This window comes from Nonomuraea sp. B19D2, assembly GCF_040137845.1.
Taxonomy (GTDB): Bacteria; Actinomycetota; Actinomycetes; order Streptosporangiales; family Streptosporangiaceae; genus Nonomuraea.
Map to the genome: position 1 here is coordinate 1 of NZ_JBEFAK010000075.1, position 18,423 is coordinate 18,423.

At 70.0% G+C, this 18,423-nt stretch carries 16 protein-coding genes; 9 read left to right on the top strand and 7 right to left on the bottom strand.

Going from position 1 to position 18,423, the window contains the following annotated elements; all coding sequences use genetic code 11:
- The 3 genes from ABN273_RS55485 to ABN273_RS55495 form a co-directional block, all read left to right on the top strand.
- The coding region (locus tag ABN273_RS55485; protein ID WP_349457841.1) for a LuxR C-terminal-related transcriptional regulator at positions 1 to 1,066 on the top strand (1,066 nt) is incomplete at its 5' end.
- 183 nt (positions 1,067 to 1,249) lie between these two features.
- The gene (locus ABN273_RS55490; protein ID WP_349457842.1) at positions 1,250 to 2,779 is read left to right on the top strand and encodes an MFS transporter; all 1,530 of its coding nucleotides are present in this window, start codon (positions 1,250 to 1,252) and stop codon (positions 2,777 to 2,779) included.
- 14 nt (positions 2,780 to 2,793) lie between these two features.
- Positions 2,794 to 3,234 (top strand): GNAT family N-acetyltransferase, encoded by a 441-nt coding sequence (locus ABN273_RS55495; protein WP_349457843.1) that lies wholly within the window; start codon positions 2,794 to 2,796, stop codon positions 3,232 to 3,234.
- A 21-nt stretch (positions 3,235 to 3,255) separates the two neighbouring features.
- Here ABN273_RS55495 and ABN273_RS55500 read toward each other — a convergent pair whose 3' ends face one another.
- Positions 3,256 to 4,197 (bottom strand): C40 family peptidase, encoded by a 942-nt coding sequence (locus tag ABN273_RS55500; protein ID WP_349457844.1) that lies wholly within the window; start codon positions 4,195 to 4,197, stop codon positions 3,256 to 3,258.
- A 338-nt stretch (positions 4,198 to 4,535) separates the two neighbouring features.
- Positions 4,536 to 5,966, bottom strand: coding sequence for an MFS transporter (locus ABN273_RS55505; RefSeq protein WP_349457845.1), 1,431 nt, complete (start codon positions 5,964 to 5,966; stop codon positions 4,536 to 4,538).
- A 324-nt stretch (positions 5,967 to 6,290) separates the two neighbouring features.
- On the opposite strand from ABN273_RS55505, the gene ABN273_RS55510 reads away from it, so the two are divergent.
- From ABN273_RS55510 to ABN273_RS55535, 6 genes are all read left to right on the top strand, one after another.
- Positions 6,291 to 6,710 carry a hypothetical protein gene (locus tag ABN273_RS55510; protein ID WP_349457846.1) on the top strand — a complete coding sequence of 140 codons (420 nt, stop codon included), beginning with the start codon at positions 6,291 to 6,293 and terminating at the stop codon, positions 6,708 to 6,710.
- Positions 6,711 to 6,782: 72 nt separating this feature from the next.
- The gene (locus tag ABN273_RS55515) at positions 6,783 to 7,418 is read left to right on the top strand and encodes a DUF305 domain-containing protein (RefSeq protein WP_349457847.1); all 636 of its coding nucleotides are present in this window, start codon (positions 6,783 to 6,785) and stop codon (positions 7,416 to 7,418) included.
- Between the two features lie 262 nt (positions 7,419 to 7,680).
- A complete protein-coding gene (locus tag ABN273_RS55520; protein ID WP_349457848.1) occupies positions 7,681 to 9,078 on the top strand; it encodes an MFS transporter in 1,398 nt (465 codons plus the stop codon).
- Between the two features lie 93 nt (positions 9,079 to 9,171).
- Positions 9,172 to 9,636 carry a (2Fe-2S)-binding protein gene (locus tag ABN273_RS55525; protein ID WP_349457877.1) on the top strand — a complete coding sequence of 155 codons (465 nt, stop codon included), beginning with the start codon at positions 9,172 to 9,174 and terminating at the stop codon, positions 9,634 to 9,636.
- Complete coding sequence (locus tag ABN273_RS55530) at positions 9,633 to 10,595, top strand: FAD binding domain-containing protein (protein ID WP_349457849.1); 963 nt, start codon at positions 9,633 to 9,635, stop codon at positions 10,593 to 10,595. Before ABN273_RS55525 ends, ABN273_RS55530 begins: the two co-directional genes overlap by 4 nt.
- A complete protein-coding gene (locus ABN273_RS55535) occupies positions 10,592 to 12,871 on the top strand; it encodes a xanthine dehydrogenase family protein molybdopterin-binding subunit (protein ID WP_349457850.1) in 2,280 nt (759 codons plus the stop codon). The genes ABN273_RS55530 and ABN273_RS55535 overlap by 4 nt, the downstream gene beginning before the upstream one ends.
- Before the next feature lie 147 nt (positions 12,872 to 13,018).
- Here the strand turns inward: ABN273_RS55535 and ABN273_RS55540 are convergent, their stop codons facing one another.
- From ABN273_RS55540 to ABN273_RS55560, 5 genes are all read right to left on the bottom strand, one after another.
- Complete coding sequence (locus ABN273_RS55540) at positions 13,019 to 13,543, bottom strand: DUF4396 domain-containing protein (RefSeq protein WP_349457851.1); 525 nt, start codon at positions 13,541 to 13,543, stop codon at positions 13,019 to 13,021.
- Positions 13,544 to 13,731: 188 nt separating this feature from the next.
- Positions 13,732 to 16,128, bottom strand: a complete 2,397-nt coding sequence (locus tag ABN273_RS55545) for a heavy metal translocating P-type ATPase (RefSeq protein ID WP_349457852.1) — start codon at positions 16,126 to 16,128, stop codon at positions 13,732 to 13,734.
- 66 nt (positions 16,129 to 16,194) lie between these two features.
- The gene (locus ABN273_RS55550; protein ID WP_349457853.1) at positions 16,195 to 17,049 is read right to left on the bottom strand and encodes a F510_1955 family glycosylhydrolase; all 855 of its coding nucleotides are present in this window, start codon (positions 17,047 to 17,049) and stop codon (positions 16,195 to 16,197) included.
- 30 nt (positions 17,050 to 17,079) lie between these two features.
- Positions 17,080 to 18,030: a M56 family metallopeptidase gene (locus ABN273_RS55555; RefSeq protein WP_349457854.1), complete on the bottom strand. Its 951-nt coding sequence runs from the start codon at positions 18,028 to 18,030 to the stop codon at positions 17,080 to 17,082.
- Entirely contained in the window at positions 18,027 to 18,401 is a 375-nt protein-coding gene (locus ABN273_RS55560; protein ID WP_349457855.1) for a BlaI/MecI/CopY family transcriptional regulator, read from the bottom strand. Before ABN273_RS55560 ends, ABN273_RS55555 begins: the two co-directional genes overlap by 4 nt.
- Positions 18,402 to 18,423 lie beyond the last annotated feature (22 nt).

The window sequence follows — 18,423 nt, forward strand, 5'->3', positions numbered from 1 at the left end:
CGTGTCGAACGCTCGCGCGCTCGGCGACCACGAGCTGAGCAGGCGCCTGTACCGCAATGCCGGGCAGCTGGCACGCAACAGCGGTTCACTCGGCGCGCTCGCGTGGAACCTCGAGTACCAGGCCGCTGACGAGCTCTCGCGCGGCAGGCTGGAGCTCGCCGAGGCCCACGCCGAGGAGGGCTGCCAGTTCGCCGCCGAGGTCGGCCAGCCGAGCACGGCCTGCCGCAACCGAGGGCTGCTCGCGCTGTGCGCGGCCATCCGGGGGCGGCCGGACGCCGGCGAGCTGGCCGCCGACGTGCTGGCCGAGGCGGGCGACCGCGACCTGGCCGACGCCAGGTTCTACGCCAGGCGGGCGCTCGGGCTCATCGAGCTGGTCGCGGGCAGGCATCGCGAAGCTGCGCGGCACTTCGCGGCGGTCGGCGGCTGGGACGCCGACACGCCCTCCGACCTGGCCATGGGAATCGTCCCCGACCTCGTCGAGGCCCTGGTCCGTGCCGGCGAGCGGGATCGCGCCGCCGCGGCCACGGCCCGCTACGCGCACTGGACGGAACGCATCGCCTCGCCGGAGCTCGGTGCCCTCACGGCCCGCTGCCGGGCGCTGGTCCGCGCCGACGGCGGCGCCGACGTCCACTACGCCGAAGGCCTGCGGCTGCACGCCATATCCGACGCTCCGCTGGAGCACGCCCGGACGGAACTGCTGTTCGGCGAGCAACTGCGGCGTGACCGGCGACGTTCCGAGGCCCAGGAACACCTGCGCGCCGCGGCGGAGACCTTCCGCCGCCTCGGCGCGCTCGCCTGGGCCGATCGCGCGCTGGGTGAGCTGCGCGCCACCGGGGAGTCGGCCCGGACCCGCACGCCTGAGGCGGACACGTTGAGCACGCTCACCCCGCAGGAACTGCGCATCACGCTGGCCGTCGGAGAGGGACTGACCAACCGGGAGATCGCCGCGCAACTGTTCCTCAGCCCGCGCACCGTGGACTACCACCTGCGCAAGGTCTTCCAGAAGGCCGGCATCGCCTCGCGGGCCGAGCTCATGCGGCTGGTCCTCGCCGATCGACCGGCCTGAGACCGGCGATTTCACTGATTCGGCGGCCGCTCGGGCCTTTCTAACGTTGACGACGTCACTTCCCTCGCGGGTCATGACGATGTCGGCCGAACCCCGGCTCACGCCCTTCTCTCTGAGCGCCCATCGTCAACCGCGGAGTGTGCCGGATGGCTCACTCTCAGAACTCATCAAAGGAACACGTTCATGACATCCGCGGATATCGACGACGGCCGGAGCGCCGGTCTCAAGCAGTGGCTGGGGCTGGTGGTGCTGGTCCTGCCCGCCATGTTGCTGTTCATGATGCTCACCATCTTGTTCCTGGCCGTTCCCCAGCTGGCCGCGGAGCTGCGGCCGACCAGCACCCAGACCTTGTGGATCATCGACATCTACGGGTTCCTGATGGCTGGGCTGCTGGTCACCATGGGCACGCTGGGGGACAGGATCGGTCATCGCCGACTGCTGATCGCCGGCGCGGTCGTCTTCGCCGTCGTTTCGCTTGCCGCCGTGAACACCTCCGACCCTGCTCTGCTGATCCTCTGGCGGGCCGTCTTGGGCGTTGCGGCCGCCACCCAGATGCCCGCCACCCTGGGGCTGATCTTCGCCACGTTCGCCGACGCGCGGCAGCGGGGCGTGGCCGTCGGTGTGTGGTCGGGCGGCATTTCGGTGGGCACCGGACTCGGCCCGGTGCTCGGCGGGGCGCTGCTGGAGACGTTCTCCTGGCGCGCGGCCTTCCTGGTGGCCGTGCCGGTCATGGTGGTGGTGGCGATCGGTGCTCTCCTGCTGCTGCCCGACACCCGTAACCCGGCGGCGGGCCGGCTCGACCTGTTCAGCGTGGCGCTGACGCTGGCGACGCTGCTGCCCATCGTCTACGGCGTCAAGGAGCTGGGCAAGGACGGCACGCTCGCGACGGCGCTGGTGAGCATCGTGGCCGGGCTGGGATTCGGTGTGTGGTTCGTACTGCGCCAGCTGCGGCTGCCGGAGCCGCTGCTGGACGTGCGGCTGTTCGCCCACCGCGCGGTCAGCGGCGCGCTGGGCGTATTCCTGCTGGCGGCGATCGCACTCGGCGGCGTGTACCTGCTGGTCACGCAGTACCTGCAGCTCGTGGAGGGACTGTCCCCGCTGCAGGCGGGGCTGTGGGTGCTGCCGGGGGCGGCCCTGCTGGTGCTGGTCTCGACGGTCTCCCCCATCCTGGTACGGCGTGTCCGCCCGGGATATCTCATCGCGGGCGGGCTGGCCGTCCAGGTGATCGGCTACTTGATGCTCACCCAGGTCGGCGCGGTCGGAGGGCTGCCGCTGCTGGTCGCGGGCTTCATGGTGCTCTATCCGGCCGTCGCGCCGTCCATGGCGCTGACCACCAACCTCGTCGTGGGCTCGGTGCCGCCGCAGAAGGCGGGCGCGGCCTCCGGGCTCGCCACCACCTGCAGCGATCTGGGCATCTCGCTCGGCATCGCCATCATCGGCAGCGTCGGCGCCGCCGTCTACCGCACCCGGATCAGCGGCGAACTGCCCGGCGGCCTGCCACCAGAGGCCGTCGCGGCCAGCCGCGACAGCCTCGACGGCGCGGTCTCGGCGGCACAGGGGCTCCCCGGCGAGCTTGCCGCGGCGGTGCTCGCCCCCGCTCGTGAGGCTTTCGCCGGCGGGCTCAACGTGGCGGCTGTCATCGCGGCGATCATCGCTGGAGGCGCGGCGGTGCTGGCGCTCCTCCAGCTGCGCCACATCCCGCCCACCGGCTGAGAAGAGGACTCACCATGGTGTCGATCCGTCGCGCGACGGCTGATGACGCAGCGACCGTTCATGGCTTGATGCGCGAGCTCGCTGAGCACCAGAATCAGGGCTCCGCGATCGCCGTGCGCATCGATCGCTTGGGAGAGCTGCTCACGCGCCCTGAGATCTACTATTTGATCGCGGAGCGGGATGGCCGGGCGATCGGTTACGTGTCCTGGCTCGAGAGGGTCAGCCTGTGGTCGGGCAGCGACTATCTCGCGCTGGACGACCTCTACGTATGCGCCGGGGAGCGCGGCGACGGGGTGGGGGAACGGCTGATGCGGGCGGTCTCCGAGGTCTCGGACGGCAAGGTGATCCGCTGGGAGGTCGCCGAGACCAATGTGGCGGCACAGCGGTTCTACCAGCGCATCGGAGCCAGCCTGGTCTCCAAGAAGATCTGCCGATGGCAGGTGGTGGAGTCATGATGGGGCCGGGGGCAAGCAGTGCTATGGGCGGACTGCGCCGAGGAGGCGGGTGCGCCAGTAGTCGTCGAGGTCGACGACCTTGATGACGTCTCCGGTCTGGGGCGCGTGGACCATCTTGCCGTTGCCGGCGTACATGCCCATGTGTCCCAGCCCCTTGCTGAAGAGCAGGTCGCCGGGCTGCAGAGCGTTCAGGGGGACGCGGCGGTCGGATCCCCAGCTCCATTGGGTCCAGGTTGTGCGGGGCAGCGCGACTCCTGCCTGGCGCCAGGCGGCCTGGGTGAGGCCGGAGCAGTCGTAGGAGCCGGGGCCGGTGCCGCCGTACCGGTAGGGCTTGCCCACCTGGGCGAAGGCGAACTGGAGCGCGGCGCGGGCGTTGCCGGAGGCCGGGCCGGTGTAGGGGATGCCGGGGCTGTTGGGGTCGCCGGTCGTGAAGCCGCCCAGTCTCCGCAGGAGCTTGGTCTGCTCGGCGATCAGCTTCTGGATCTTGGCCTTCTCGTCACGAACTTTGCCGCGTGCGGTCTCGGCCTCCTGGAGGACGGTCTTGGCTTCGCTCCGCCGGTCGCGTAGTTCCTTGGTGGCGGCCTCGTAGGCGCGGATCTTGGCCACCCTGGCTTGCGCCATCGCCTGGACGGAGGCCATGCTGCTCAGGATCGCCTGGGGATCCGCCTGGCCGGTGAACTGTTCCCATCCGCGGTAGGGCCCGAGCTGGTAGTCGCTGACGGCCAGCCGGGCGAGCTCCTCGCGCAGCGCGCCGGCACGGGCGTCCTTGCGGCCCAGTTCGGCGTTGAGGGTGTCGTACTTCTTCTTGGCGCTCTTGTACGCCTCGGTGGCCTGGTTGTACTGCTCGACCACCTGGTCGGCCTGCTCGTTCAGCTTCACCAGCTTGGCTCTGGCCTTGGCGGGCGACGGCTCGGCGACGGCGGCACCGGGGTAGGTGGCCAATGTGACCAGGGTCAGCGCCATGGCCATTACTGTCTGCCCAAGCCTTGCCGGCACGGCCACTACGACGCCTCCTCGTAAATCTCCAACCTGGGGCGAAATAGTACAGAAGCGAAGGGAGTGGCTAGCCTGTTCGCGGCAATTTGCGCCAGTCGGCGGAACTTACTATCCGGGATAGCCGTGCTGCCCGGCTCCCATGTTCGGAAGCCGGGCGCGGTCACGTCAGCGATCTCATCCAGGTCCAGGTCCTTCAGGGCCGGGTGGTCTTCCAGGTGGTCGGTGCGGCTCTCTGACGGTTGCCAGGCGTCCGGTGAGCGTGTGTACGGACATGGGGACTCTCCTTTCATGCGGCGGCTGGTGGGTCAGCTCCGTGTGGCGGGGGTTTCGTCGGCGGACTCGGTGTGTACGGTCCCGCGTGTGCGCAGGGTTGCCGCGGCGAGCAGGGCGCCGACGAGGGCGATACCGGCGGCTCCGATGAAGGCGGCGGAGAAGCCGCTGGTGAGCGCGGGTAGGTTGCCCAGCTGGCCGGAGCCGTTGGCGGCGGCGACGGCGGTCATCGCGGCCAGCCCGAGGGCCGAGCCGACCTGGTAGCTGGTGTTGACGATGCCGGAGGCGAGGCCGCCCTCCTCGGGGCGGGCTGAGGAGATGGCGGTGCCGAGGGAGGGAATGAACGCCAGCGACATGCCGAGTGCGGCGACGAGGCTGGCGGGCAGCACGTCGACGGCGAAGCTGCCCTGCGGGCTGATCAGCGACAGCCAGGCCATCCCCACCGCGAGCAGGGCCAGGCCGGTGACAGTGGTCGCCTTGGGGCCGAACCGGTTGATGGTCCGGGGGGCCAGGACGATCATGCCGAGCATGATGAGGACGGTCATCGGCAGCAGCGCGGCGCCGCTGGGGAAGGCGCTGTAGCCGAGGACCTGCTGCAGGTAGAGGTTGAGGAAGAACCACATCGGGATCCAGGCCCCGCCGAGCAGCAGTTGGGTCAGGTTGGCGGCGGCGAGGTTCGGGGTGCGGAAGATCGACAGTCGCATGAGGGGCTCGCGGCGGCGGGCCTGGATGGTGACGAAGGCGCCCAGCAGCGCCACGGCGCCGGCGAGCACGAGCCAGGTCTGCGCGGAGCCCCAGCCGACATCGGGGGCACGGACGACGGCGTAGACGGCGGCGCCCAGGCCGGCGGTGACGGTCAGCGCGCCGATGACGTCGATGGTGCCGCGCTGGGGCCGGGCGGCGGGCATCAGGGGCCCGGTGGCGAGCAGCGCGATCAGTGCGATCGGGATGTTGATGTAGAAGACCCAGGGCCAGCTCAGGTACTCGGTGATGACGCCGCCGAGGAACACGCCGGCGGTGCCGCCGGCCGGAGCGGCCGCGCCGTACAGGGCGAGGGCCTTGGTGAGCTCCTTGGGGTCGTGGCCGAACAGCATCATCAGCAGGGTGAGAGCGGACGGGGCGATCAGGGCGGCGCCGACGCCTTGCACGGCGCGGCCGGTCAACTCGACCCACACCTCGGGCGCGATGCCGGCGATGAGTGAGCCGACGAGCAGGACGAGCCAGCCGGTGCCGAACAGCCGGCGGGCGCCGAACAGGTCCGACAGGCGACCGCCGAGCAGCAGGAGGCCGCCGAAGGCGACGACGTAGGCGTTGAAGACCCAGGACAGGCTCTCCTGGGAGAAACCGAGGTCTTCCTGGATGCGGGGGAGGGCCACGCCGATGATCGACGTGTCCATGATGACGATGAACTGGGCCGTGGCGATCAGGGCCAGGGCCGCCCAGCGCCGTGGGGATGGTGCGGACATTGGACACTCTCCAGCAGATATGCCCTACCTGGGTAGGGTATATATTGGGGCTTTACCGCCGGCGGGAGGCGTGCGGCTGGGTTGTCGCACACATACCCGCAGGGGGTATGGAGAAGAGATATATACACCCCTGGGGTATGTGTCAAGGTGGGCGGATGCTGACCCTCTGGTGGAGCCGGATGGCGGCATGCCGCTCTGTGTGGTGCGGCGCAGGGCTGGCCGTTCCGCTACACGTATTTCGCTACTATTGGGCGTAGTCGTGTCGGTAGCTGCGCGGCGCTATCGGGTGTTGATCATTGGCGTCATGTTGTGAGGAGGGGGCGCATGGCTGGACTGGTCCAGCGGTTGCCCCTTCCCTGTCTGCGGTGGCTGTTGCCGGTGATGCTGGTCCTGGGGGTCTGGGGCATGCACACGCTCGGGCACGTCAGCTCCCATCACGGTGAGACCGCCTCCGTCGGCTCGTACACGCTCATGTCCATGGACCAGAGCGCACATGGCGGCGTGGAGTTCGCCGGGGCGGCTCCGGCCGTGAACGCGCCCAGCATGCCCTGGCTTGATCCGAGCGCTGTGTGCCTGGCCGTGCTGACCTCGATTCTCGCCCTGCTGATCGCGGCGACGTGGGCCGCGGGACGCCGGTGGCTGGGTGGGTCACCCGGGAGGGCGCCATGGGTTGGCGGGGTGGCCAGGCCGCCGCCACGCCGCCTGGCGCCTGCCCTGGCTGTGCTCTCGGTGATGCGTACATAGACACCATCTGCGGACGACCTCCCGGTTGTCCGAGATGTCGGCTCATGTACGCCATTCACCAGAGAGACAACCATGTTCACGAATATCAGGAAATTCTCCGCCGTCGTGGTTACGTCGGGTGCTGCGCTGGCTCTGCTGAGCGCGTGCGGTGGCACGGACAGCGCATCCATGGGCGGGCATGACATGTCCACCATGTCCAGCAGCGCCCCGGCCGCCACAGCGGCGAGTGCCCAGCCGAGCGCGACGTTCAACGACGCGGACGTGATGTTCGCGCAGATGATGATCCCCCACCATCAGCAGGCGGTCGAGATGGCCGAGCTGGCTGACACGCGGGCGTCGGACAAGGAGATCAAGGACCTCGCGGCGAAGATCAAGGCGGCTCAGGACCCGGAGATCCAGACCATGCAGGGCTGGCTCACGGCCTGGGGCAAGCCGATGCCGTCCGGTGGCACGGACCACGGGATGGGACATGACATGCTCGGGATGATGTCCGAGGAGGACATGAAGAAGCTGGCGGACGCCAAGGGCGCCGCGTTCGACAAGCAGTTCGCCCAGCTCATGATCGCTCACCACAACGGGGCGATCGAGATGGCGCGTACCGAGCAGTCCCAGGGCTCCAATCCGGAGGCCAAGGATCTGGCCAAGACCATCGAGGCCGCCCAGCAGGCCGAGGTGGAGCAGATGAGGAAGATCCTCAAGCGGCTCTAGGCGTCACTGTCGGCTGCCCGGCCACCGGGCAGCCGACCGAACTCCGCCGCGCACCCGTGTGTCACTCCGCCACAAGCCCGCCCCGGGGGTGAGGGGACGGCTGTCGCGTGGCGCACGGAGCGGCTTGGCTCGGCGGGTCGGCAGGGTCGCGGGCCGGGGCTGGGCGTCCGGAGTCGCTCTAATTCGTACATTCGTGTTCGAGTTTTCGGGGATCTGTGGCTACAGTAACTCGTACAAGTCTGTTCGAGTTAAGGAGCTTCTCGTGACTGAGACTGGCATCCAAGCGCCGCCGAACTCGCGGCGATGGACCGCTCTCGTGCTGCTCTGCGTTGCCCAGTTCATGCTGATCCTGGACGTCACGGTGATCAACGTGGCGCTGCCGAGCATCGGCTCCGGCCTCGACCTCGACCGCACCTGGCTCACCTGGGCCGTCACCGCCTACACGCTGTGCTTCGGCGGGCTCATGCTGCTGGGTGGCCGCCTCGGCGACGCCTTCGGCTCGCGTCGGATCCTGCTGATCGGGCTGACGCTGTTCACCGTCGCCTCGCTGGTCACGGGCATGGCCACCAGCGGCCCCGTACTGATCGGGGGACGGCTTGCCCAGGGCGTGGGCGCGGCGCTGCTGTCTCCGTCCGCGCTGGCCACCATCACCCGCACCTTCCACGGCGCCGAACGGAACAAGGCGCTCGGCGCGTGGGCGGCGCTCGGCGGGGCCGGATTCGCGGCGGGTGCACTGCTCGGCGGGCTGCTGACCGCATGGCCCGGCTGGCGCTGGGTGTTCTTCATCAACGTCCCGGTCGGGCTGGCCGTGCTACTGCTGTTGCCCCGCATGGTGGCGGCGGACCGTCCCGCGCGGCGGCGGCGCGTCGACCTGCCCGGCGCCGTCCTGGCCACCGGATCGACCGCGGCCCTCATCTACGGCCTGGTCAACGCCGGCGATGCCGGATGGGGATCGCCCTCGACCCTGCTGGCGTTCGGGGGCGCCCTGGTGGGATACGTCCTGTTCGCGGTGGTCGAGCGGGCCACCGCTGAGCCGTTGATGGACGTGCGCATCCTGGCCCGCCGCCCGGTCGCCACCGGTGCGTTCCTGATGCTGGCCGGCACGGCGCTGCTGCTGGCCATGGTCTTCCTCGGCTCGCTCTACCTGCAGCGGGTGCAGGGCATGTCCGCGCTGGTCACCGGAGTGCTGTTCGTGCCGGTGGCGCTCCTGAGCGGGGCGGGTGGGCACCTCGCCGGGCATGTCATCCACAGGCATGGCGCGCGGGGAGCCGCCGCCGGCGGACTACTGCTGGCGGCCGTGGGCACGACCGTCCTCGCTCTGATGGAGGGCACGGCCTGGGTCATCACGGGCCTGGCGATCGGTGCGGGCGGGATCGTTCTGACGTTCGTGGCCGCCACCACCACGGCGCTCGGGTACGTCTCCCACCACGAGGCCGGGCTTGCCTCCGGTGTGGTCAACACCTTCCACGAGGTCGGCGGATCGGTCGGGGTCGCGGTCATGTCCACCGTCGCCGCGCGCGGCATCGAGACCGGCACGGCCGGCGGTTTCTCCACGGCGTACGGGGTGGCGGCGGCCACGGCGTTCATCGCCGTCCTCATCGCGATCGTGCTCGTCCCGAAGGGCAAGGCGCACCTGCCCGAAGGCGTCCATCTCCACTGAGCCGCCCGAGGAGTGTCCTGTGAAAGTCATCTCGAACGCCTGCTCGGACTCGGAGGGGGTCTAGTGCCTGGCAATACGTATGTAAAGGCGCGGTTGTCGGTGAACGGCCACCGTCACGAACTGGAGCTCGACACCCGTGTCAGCCTGCTCGACTGTCTACGCGAGCACCTCGGCCTGACCGGCACCAAGAAGGGCTGCGACCAGGGCGCCTGCGGTGCCTGCACGGTGTTGTTGGACGGTGAGCGGGTCAACTCCTGCCTCGTGCTCGCCGTGCAGTGCGAGGACGCGGAGATCACGACCATCGAGGGGCTCGCCGAGGCGGGCCGGGCGATGCGGGAGGCGTTCGTGCGTCACGACGCCTTGCAGTGCGGTTACTGCACGCCGGGCCAGATCTGCTCCGCCGTGGCCATGCTCGCCGAGTACGAGGCCGGAGTGCCGAGTGCCGTGGGCGCGCCAGGCCTTACGGACGCCGAGATCAGGGAGCGGTTGGCCGGGAACCTGTGCCGGTGCGGCGCGTACAACGGGATCCTCGCGGCCGTGAGAGAGGTCAGCCGGTGAAGCCCTTCTCATACGTCACCGCCACCGACCTGTCATCGGCCATCGGCGTGGCCACCGCCGAGTCCAAGTACCTGGCGGGCGGCACCAACCTTGTCGACCTGATGCGTGCGGGCATCGAGACGCCCGACCGGCTGGTGGACATCAGCCGGCTCCCGCTGGCCGAGATCGAGGACCTGCCAGAGGGCGGCCTGCGGATCGGCGCCCTGGCCCGCAACACGCGAGTGACCGCCGACGCCCGGATCCGCGACCGCTACCCGCTGCTGTCCCAGGCCATCCTGAACGGGGCCTCGCCGCAACTGCGCAACCGGGCGACGGTGGGTGGCAACCTGCTGCAACGGACCCGCTGCGGCTACTTCTACGACCGGCATTCTGCCTGCAACAAACGCGAGCCGGGTGCCGGATGCGACGCCCTGGACGGGTTCAACCGCATGCACGCCATCCTCGGCGCGAGCGAGAGTTGCATAGCCGTGCACCCATCCGACATGTGCGTGGCCCTGGCCGCCCTCGACGCTGTGGTCAACATCGCCGGCCGCGACCCCGTGCCGCTGGTGGACTTCCACCGCCTCCCCGGAGACACCCCGCACATCGAGACGGTGCTCCGACCCGGCGAGTTGATCACGTCGATCGACCTGCCGCCCGCCCTCCCCGGGCACTCGGTCTATCTCAAGGTCCGCGACCGGGCCAGCTACGCATTCGCGCTGGTCAGCGTGGCCGTGCTGGTCTCGATGGAGGATGGGCGGGCGGCCTCCGTTCGCATCGCGCTGGGTGGGGTCGCGCACAAGCCGTGGCGCGCGTATGAGGCCGAACGGCTGCTGACCGGCACGTCACTCGACGAAGACCTCATCCACCAGGCCGCCGAACAGGCCCTTGCGGACGCCCGGCCGCGCGAGCACAACGCGTTCAAGCCCGAACTGGCCAGACGCCTGATCCACCGAGCGCTGAAAGGAACCATCTCATGAGCCTCGCCTCGCGCGGCTTCACCCTCGCCAGCAAGGCAATGGGCAAACTGGCCAGGCTCCTCCCCGACGGCAAGCCCGACCCGCTGGCCCACCGCCGCGCCGAACTCGGCCGCCCCGCCGACAGGCTGGACGGCCACGCAAAAGCCACCGGCGCCGTCCAGTACACGGCGGACCACCGGCCGCCGGGCCTCGCCTACGCCGTCGTGGTCGGCAGCACTATCGCCAGAGGCCGCGTCACCACCATCCACATCCCTCCGGCACCCGGCGTTCTGCTGGTGATGACCCATCACAACGCGCCCGCCATGAAACGTACCGGCGCCTACGCCACCCTCCGTGGCCCGCTCGGGGCCGCCGCGATGAGCCTGCCCGTGCTCAACACCGATGAGATCTTCTGGTACGGCCAGCCCATCGGGGTGGTCGTCGCCGAGTCCCTGGAGCAGGCCAGGCATGCGGCGTCGCTGATCCACGCCGACTACCAGCGGTGGCCCGCCGCCCTGTCGATGACCGGGCAGAAGCCTTTTACGCCCGCGCACGCCGTACTGGAAGAACCGGTGAGCAGGATCGGCGACACCCGCACCGCCCAGGCGGCGGCCACCGTCGAGGCCGAGTACACCACCCCGCTCGAACACCACAACGCGATGGAGCCGCACGCCACCCTGGCCCACTGGGAGGGCGACCGGCTCACCGTCCACGACACCTCGCAGTACCCCTACGGGGTCAAGGAGATGCTGGCCAAGAAGTTCTCGCTGGCCGAGGAGAAGGTGCGCGTCCTGGCGCCCTTCATCGGCGGCGGCTTCGGCAGCAAGACCACGGCCTGGCCGCACGTCTCCCTCGCCGTGGCGGCGGCCAAGCTCGCCGATCGCCCCGTCAAGCTCGTCCTCTCGCGCGCCGACATGTTCGCCATGACCGGCGGCCGGGCCCCGACCCGCAGCCGCATCTCGCTCGGCGCCGACGCCGAAGGGCGGCTCACCGCGCTCGAACACGAGGCCCTGTCGTCGTGCACCACCGACGAGTTCGCCGAGGCCGCCGTCATCGCCTCCCGCCACCTGTACGCCTGCCCCAACCTCCGCACCGTTCAGCAAGTGGTACGCCTGGACCGCATCCAGAACGCCTTCTTCCGCGGCCCCGGCGTGGCGCCCGGCTCCTTCGCCCTGGAATCCGCCATGGACGAACTGGCCTGGAAACTCGGCCTCGATCCACTCGAACTCCGCCTCCGGAACGAGCCCGAACGCGACCCGACCAGCGGAAACCGCTTCACCAGCCGCCACCTGCGCGAGGCGTACGCCCTCGGCGCCGACGCGTTCGGCTGGTCACAGCGCACGCTCACACCCAGGGCGATGCGGGACGGGCGATGGCTGATCGGGTACGGCATGGCCGCGGCGATCAACCCCGACGCCGTGCTGATCGCCGGAGTAAAGCTGCGCCTTTCAGCCGATGGGACCGTGACCATCCGCAGCAGCACCAACGAACTGGGCGCCGGCACCTCGACCGCGCAGAGCCAGGCCACGGCCGATCGTCTCGGCCTGCCCCTCGACCGGGTGCGCTTCGAGCAAGGCGACTCCGACGTGGCCAGGACCCGCATCCCCGGCGCCTCCGCCGCGACCACGACCCTTGCCTCGGCCATCTGGTCCGCTCGCGACAAACTGGTCCGTGAACTGCTCAAACTCGTCCGCGACACCGACTCGCCGCTGGCGGGACGGTCGTTCGAGGAGGTCGAGACCCGTGACGGCGGCTTGTTCTGCTCGGGAGGGGGCGAAAGCTACGAGCGCATCCTGGCCAGGGCCGGGCTGGACGCCGTGGATGTGGAAGGCAAGTCGGCGCTGCCGTACCAGACCGTCAAGCGCGGCACCTACTCCTACGGCGCGCACTTCTGCGAGGTGCGGGTGGACGAGGACACCGGCGAGACGCGCGTCACGCGCTGGGTCGGCGCGTTCGACGGCGGCCGGACCGTCAACCCGAAACAGGCGACCAGCCAGATGCGCGGCGGCATCATCATGGGCATCGGCATGGCACTGACCGAGGAGACCCTGCTCGACGAGCGCACGGGCCTCATCGTCAACCGCAGCCTGGCCGAGTACCACGTGCCTACTCAGCCGGACGTGCCCGACATCGACATCCGCTTCGTCGACCGGCCGGACCCGCAGACACCGCTCGGCGCCAAGGGCATCGGCGAACTCGGCATCGTGGGCGTCGCAGCAGCCGTCGCCAACGCCGTCCACCACGCCACCGGCAAACGTGTCCGCTCTCTCCCCATCACCCCGGACAAACTCATGTAGGGGCCTGGAGGACCAGGATGCGGCCGTACGACTGGACGGCCTCGCCCCGGCCGTGGGTGACGAGCCGGACGGCGAGGCCGTGATCGCCGGACAGATGCTCCGGAGGTCGGGCTCCGTCATGGCCCCGACTGGATCCGTAGGCAGTCCTCAGTGGCCGTGGTGGTACTGGTGCGTCACCGCATGTCCCTTGCCTCGTGAGATCAGCCACTTGTTCACCGGTGTCGTCAGCACGAAGGCCACCAGCAACGACCCGGCCAGCGCCACCCAGAACAGCCAATTGGCAAGGCCCGCGTCCATGGCGCCGGGCACGATCAGCATCACCGCGTTGTCCAGGATCTCCATCATCGCGATGGAGATGGTGTCGGCGGCCAGCGCGACCTTCAGTGCGGTGCGGAAGTCGACCCCGGCGCGCAGCACGCCGCGCATGGTGAGCGCGTAGCCGAACACGAAGGCCAGCGCCACGGCAAGGACCACCGTGGCGAGGTTGGACAGGCCGGCGGCGGTGCCGATGACCATGCCCAGCACCTCGCCGATGGCGCAACCGGTCAGGCAGTGCAGCGTCGCCTGCGCCGCCATTCCCCATGTGGCCATGGGCGGGGTGTGGTGAGCGTGCTCGTGCTCCGCCGGGAGTGCGGGTTCAGAGGACGGATGATGGTGACCACTGTGGTCCATGATGACGCTCCTTAGTCGTGAAGCTAAGATTGTACGGGTATGGGGTATTGAGGAAAAGTAGCTGGTCGATGTGCCCGGCATCCCGCCACGAGCGTCTGGTCTGACCTGCACATAACGCACTTTACTATGGGGTGTAGTAGAGACCGGGCCGGCGCGCAGCGGTGGGCGGGTCGCAGCCACGTCGGCGCTCAGTCTCCGGCGGCGGCAGAGCGGGGCAGGCGGAGCCCTTTGAGGGCGAGTGCGTTGACCGCGACGATGAAGCTCGACCCCGACATCGACAGGGCAGCGATCTCCGGTCGTAGGACGAGACCGAAGGCGGGCTCGAAGACGCCGGCCGCGATCGGCAGCGCGATCGTGTTGTACCCGATGGCCCAGCCCAGGTTCTGCCGCATCTTGCGCAGCGTGCCGCGGCCGATGGCCAGGGCCGTCGGCACGTCGAGCGGGTCGGATCGCATGAGCACCACGTCGGCGGTCTCGATGGCGACGTCGGTCCCGGCGCCGATCGCGATGCCCAGATCGGCCTGCGCGAGGGCCGGGGCGTCGTTGACGCCGTCGCCGACCATCGCGACCCTGCGGCCGCCGCTCTGCAATTCGGCGATCTTGGCGGCCTTGTCGCCTGGCAGCACCTCGGCGATCACCGTGTCGATGCCCAGTTGATCGGCGATCCGCCGGGCGGTGGCCTCGTTGTCGCCGGTCAGCATGACGACCTCGACGCCGGCCTCGTGCAACGCGGCCACCGCAGCCGCTGAGCTGTCGCGAGGAGCGTCGGCTACCGCGATCAACCCGGCCGCACGCCCGTCCACGGCGGCGATGACCGCGGTACGCCCGCCCGCGGCCAGTTCTTCGCGCCGGGCGGCCAGCAGGCCGAGGTCGATGCCTTCGACCTGCATCAGCTTCGTGTTGCCCACCACGACCCGGCGCCCGTCCACCTGAGCCGTTGCGCCGTGACCTGGGACGTTCTCGAACCTGGTGGCCCGCAGGACGCCGGGAGCGTGCGCGTCGGCGTACCGGACCACGGCCTCGGCCAGCGGATGCTCGGACTCCCGCTCGACGGCGGCGATCAGCTGCAGCAGCTCGGCCTGCTCCAGCCCGTCGACGATCACATCGGTGACCTCGGGCTCGCCCTTGGTAAGGGTGCCGGTCTTGTCCATGACCACGGTCTGGATGCGGGCCGAGGTCTCCAGCGCCATGGCGTTCTTGAACAGCACGCCGCGCTTGGCGCCGAGGCCGGTGCCCACCATGATCGCGGTAGGGGTGGCCAGGCCGAGCGCGTCGGGACAGGTGATCACGACGACGGTGATGGCGAAGAGCATGGCCGTTCCGGTGGCCGCGCCCGCCAGCAGCCAGGCCGCCAGCGTCAGCCCGCCGCCGATGAGCGCGACGAGGACCAGCCAGAACGCCGCCCGGTCAGCCAGGCGCTGACCTGGGGCCTTGGAGTTCTGGGCCTGCTGGACGAGCTTGACGATCTGGGCCAGGGCGGTGTCGGCGCCGACCTTGGTGGCCCGCACCCGCAAGGTGCCGTTCTTGTTGATGGTCGCGCCGACCACCGCGGAGCCCGGGGCCTTGTGCGCCGGCAGGCTCTCGCCGGTGACCATCGACTCGTCGACCTCGCTCTCGCCCTCCACGACCTCGCCGTCGACAGCGATCTTCGTGCCGGGACGGACCAGCAGCACGTCTCCGACCACGACCTCGGCCGTGTGGATCTCCACCTGCTCGCCGTCGCGGATCACCACCGCCTTGGGCGGGGCCAGGTCCAGCAGCGCGCGGATCGCGTCGTTGGCGCCGCCTCTGGCCCGCATCTCGAACCAGTGCCCCAGCAGCACGAACGCCGCCAGCACGGTCGCCGCCTCGTAGAACACCTCGCCGCCGCCGGTCAGCGTGATGTACAGCGAGTAGAGCCAGCCCGCCCCGATCGCCACGGCGACCAGCACCATCATGTCCAGCGTGCGCGCCCGCAACGCCCGTACGGCGCCGTCGAAGAAGATCCACGACGAGTAGAAGATCACCGGCAGGCTGAGCAGCAGCGCCCACACGTCCTCGCGCAGCCCGAACGGCACCGGCACATCCAGTCCCAGCACCTCGCGGCCGATCGGCGACCAGATCAGGATCGGGACCGACAGCACGGCCGCCACCAGGAACCGGTTGCGCATGTCGGCCACCATGGCCTCCATCGACATGGCGCCGTGGCCCCCGTGCCCCATCGTCTCGTGCGGCGCCGGACCGGCCTCGTGACCTGTACGTTCGCCACGCTCGGCGGCGGGCTCCAGGACGGCTGAAGCGGTGCGGGGGGCGTGCTCGCCACCTGGCGGGTCGGGTTCTGTCATGGGATCGCAGACGTGCGACGGCACAGACTGGCCCGCGCAGTGGTAGCCGCATTCCTGTACCCAGCGGCGGAGCTCGGCCAGGGACGTGGCCCTGGGGTCGAACAGCACGGTGGCGGTCTGCCCGACCGGGTTCACCTCGACCTCGATCACTCCAGGGCGGCGACTCAGGGCGGCACGCACGACGTTCTGCTCGGAGGCCCACTGCAGGCCGCTCACATCGAGAACCGCCGTGCTGCGATCCTTGGCATCCCCGGACGTCATGGTCTCCTCCATACCCGCCCGGTGGCGCGCTCACAGGAAGCCGCTATCTACCATCAGTCATAGTAGTCATTGGCTGCTGGTGGGGCGGAAGATGACGGTGAGGTCCGTGCCGCCGTTCTTCGATTCGTACACGGTGCCGTCCTCGGCTGCGGCGAGGAGGCGTTGCCGGTCGACGGCGGTGAACGCGGCCGCCGGAGCCGGGAGCCGACCGCTCTTCCGCCACGTTTTGCCGTCGTCGGTGCTCAGGTGCACCTGGCCTTCGGTGTCCTGCCCGATCAGGAGGTCGGCTGTGGGAGCCTCGATCTGGCTGAGCAAGGGTGCGTTCTTCACCGGCTCGAAGTCCATGCCGCCGTTCTCGCTCACCTGCACGCCGTTGGTCGTGGCTGCGTAGACGCGTTCAGGCCGTGCGGCGTTGGCGGCGAGGGCGATGATCTCCTCCTCGGCGCCCAGCCGCCAGGTCGCACCCCCGTCCACGCTTGCCCGAAGACGACTGGTCTGGCTGTCGTAGGCGTAGAGGGTGCTCCCGGCCGGTTGCAGGGCGTGGAAGTCGGCGGCGCCGCGCTCGGAGATCGTTTCCCACGTTGTGCCGGCGTCGGTGGTGCGGATCAGGCCGAGATGGGGCGGGGAGTCGGTGTCGGCCTCGCCAGGGTGTCCGCTGGCGAGGAAGGTCTTGGGGCCGATCACGGTGAATCCCATGTGGTCCTGTACGCGTCCGGCGACGCGCTGGGCGGCGTCGGCGGACGTGACCTTGAACAAGCCGTAGTGCCCGGCAAGGTAGAGGGCGCCGTCGGCGGGGTCGACGCCGATGCCGTGAACATGCCCGACGCCTGGATCATCGGTCTGCGCCGGCTCACCGGACTGCCCGCAGGCCCCCAGCACCGACACCAGGAGCGCCAGCGCGGCAGCGTGAATTCCTCGCATGACACGGAGTCTACTATCAGTGCTAGTAGGTCAGAGGCCGAGGAGCGAATGGCAATGATGTGCCAGGAAGGAGCTGAGGCCGGGCACCAGCGCGACCATCGCGGGTCCACCCAGCAGCAGGGCGACCGCAAGCAGCCCGGTCAGGCGCTCGCGGCGGCCGAGCGGGGCCTCGGGGTTGAGCATGCGGCGCACCCGGGTGAGCGCTGTCTCGCCGCCCGCGCCCAGTGTGAACGCAGGCGCGTGACCGGTGGCCAGGCGGACCAGCGCGGCGGCGATCTGCACACGCGGGTGGCGGCGCGCGGCGACGTCGTCGGCCAGCAGCTCGATCAGCCGGGCGATCTCCGTCCTGGCCCGCTCGAACAGCGGGACGCGCGGGAAAGCGCGGGCCAGAGCCTCTCCGCCGGCCAGCACCAGATGATGGCGTCCCCGAAGATGCGCCCGCTCGTGCTCCAGCACCGCGGCGACCTGTTCAGGAGCCAGACTTTGCAGCGCTCCCGTGGTGATGACCATCTGGGCGTGCCTGCCGGGCACGCAATAGGCCAGGCGCTCGTCGTACTCGATCACGACCGCGCCGAGGTCGCTGTCGCGCCGACCCAGGAGAGTGAGCAGCGCCGCGTGCTCGCGACGTTCCATGCGGGCCCTGACCAGGACGGCCGCCCCGCAATAGGCGACCCGGGCGAGCACCGCTCCCGCTGCCAGCAGCGCACCCGCGCCCGCCGGTGTGAGCCCGGACCCGTCGTTCAGCATGTCGGCGCAGGCCTCGAACAGCCCGGCCAAACCGTGCCCCACGACCTCGGGGGGAACGGCGAAGGCCAGCGCGGCCAACAGCACCGAGGCGACCACCGAAGCGGCCGCGGCCTGCCACAGCGTGATCGCCAGCCGGGGCGCCCGATCGGCCCAGCAGGCCGCCCGCCGACCCAGCCGGGGCAGCCAGATCGCGGTCACGACCGTATAGAGCAGCAGGACGATGGCGGCGATCATGCTCGGCTGCCTCGGTGCGGGAACACCTGCAGCGCCGCCTCCAGCGCCGCGGCCTCCTCCGAGGTCAGCCGCTCCAGGAAGTGCACCAGCGTGGCGGCCTGGTTGTCGCTGCCTGCCAGCGCGCTGCGCATCAGGTCGGCGGTGTACGCCTCCTTGGAGGCGACCGGTTCGTAGACGTAGGCGCGACCGACGGGCCGGCGCTTGAGCAGGCCCTTGGTGTGCAGCTTGTCCATCACGGTCATCACGGTGGTGTAGGCGATGGTCCGCTCCTGGCGGAGGTCTTCCAGGACGTCTCGTACGGAGGCGGGCCTGCGCCGGGCCCACATCCGGTCCATGATCGTGGATTCGAGTTCGCCGAGGCCGCGCATCATGCCGGCAATGCTACCTGCGATC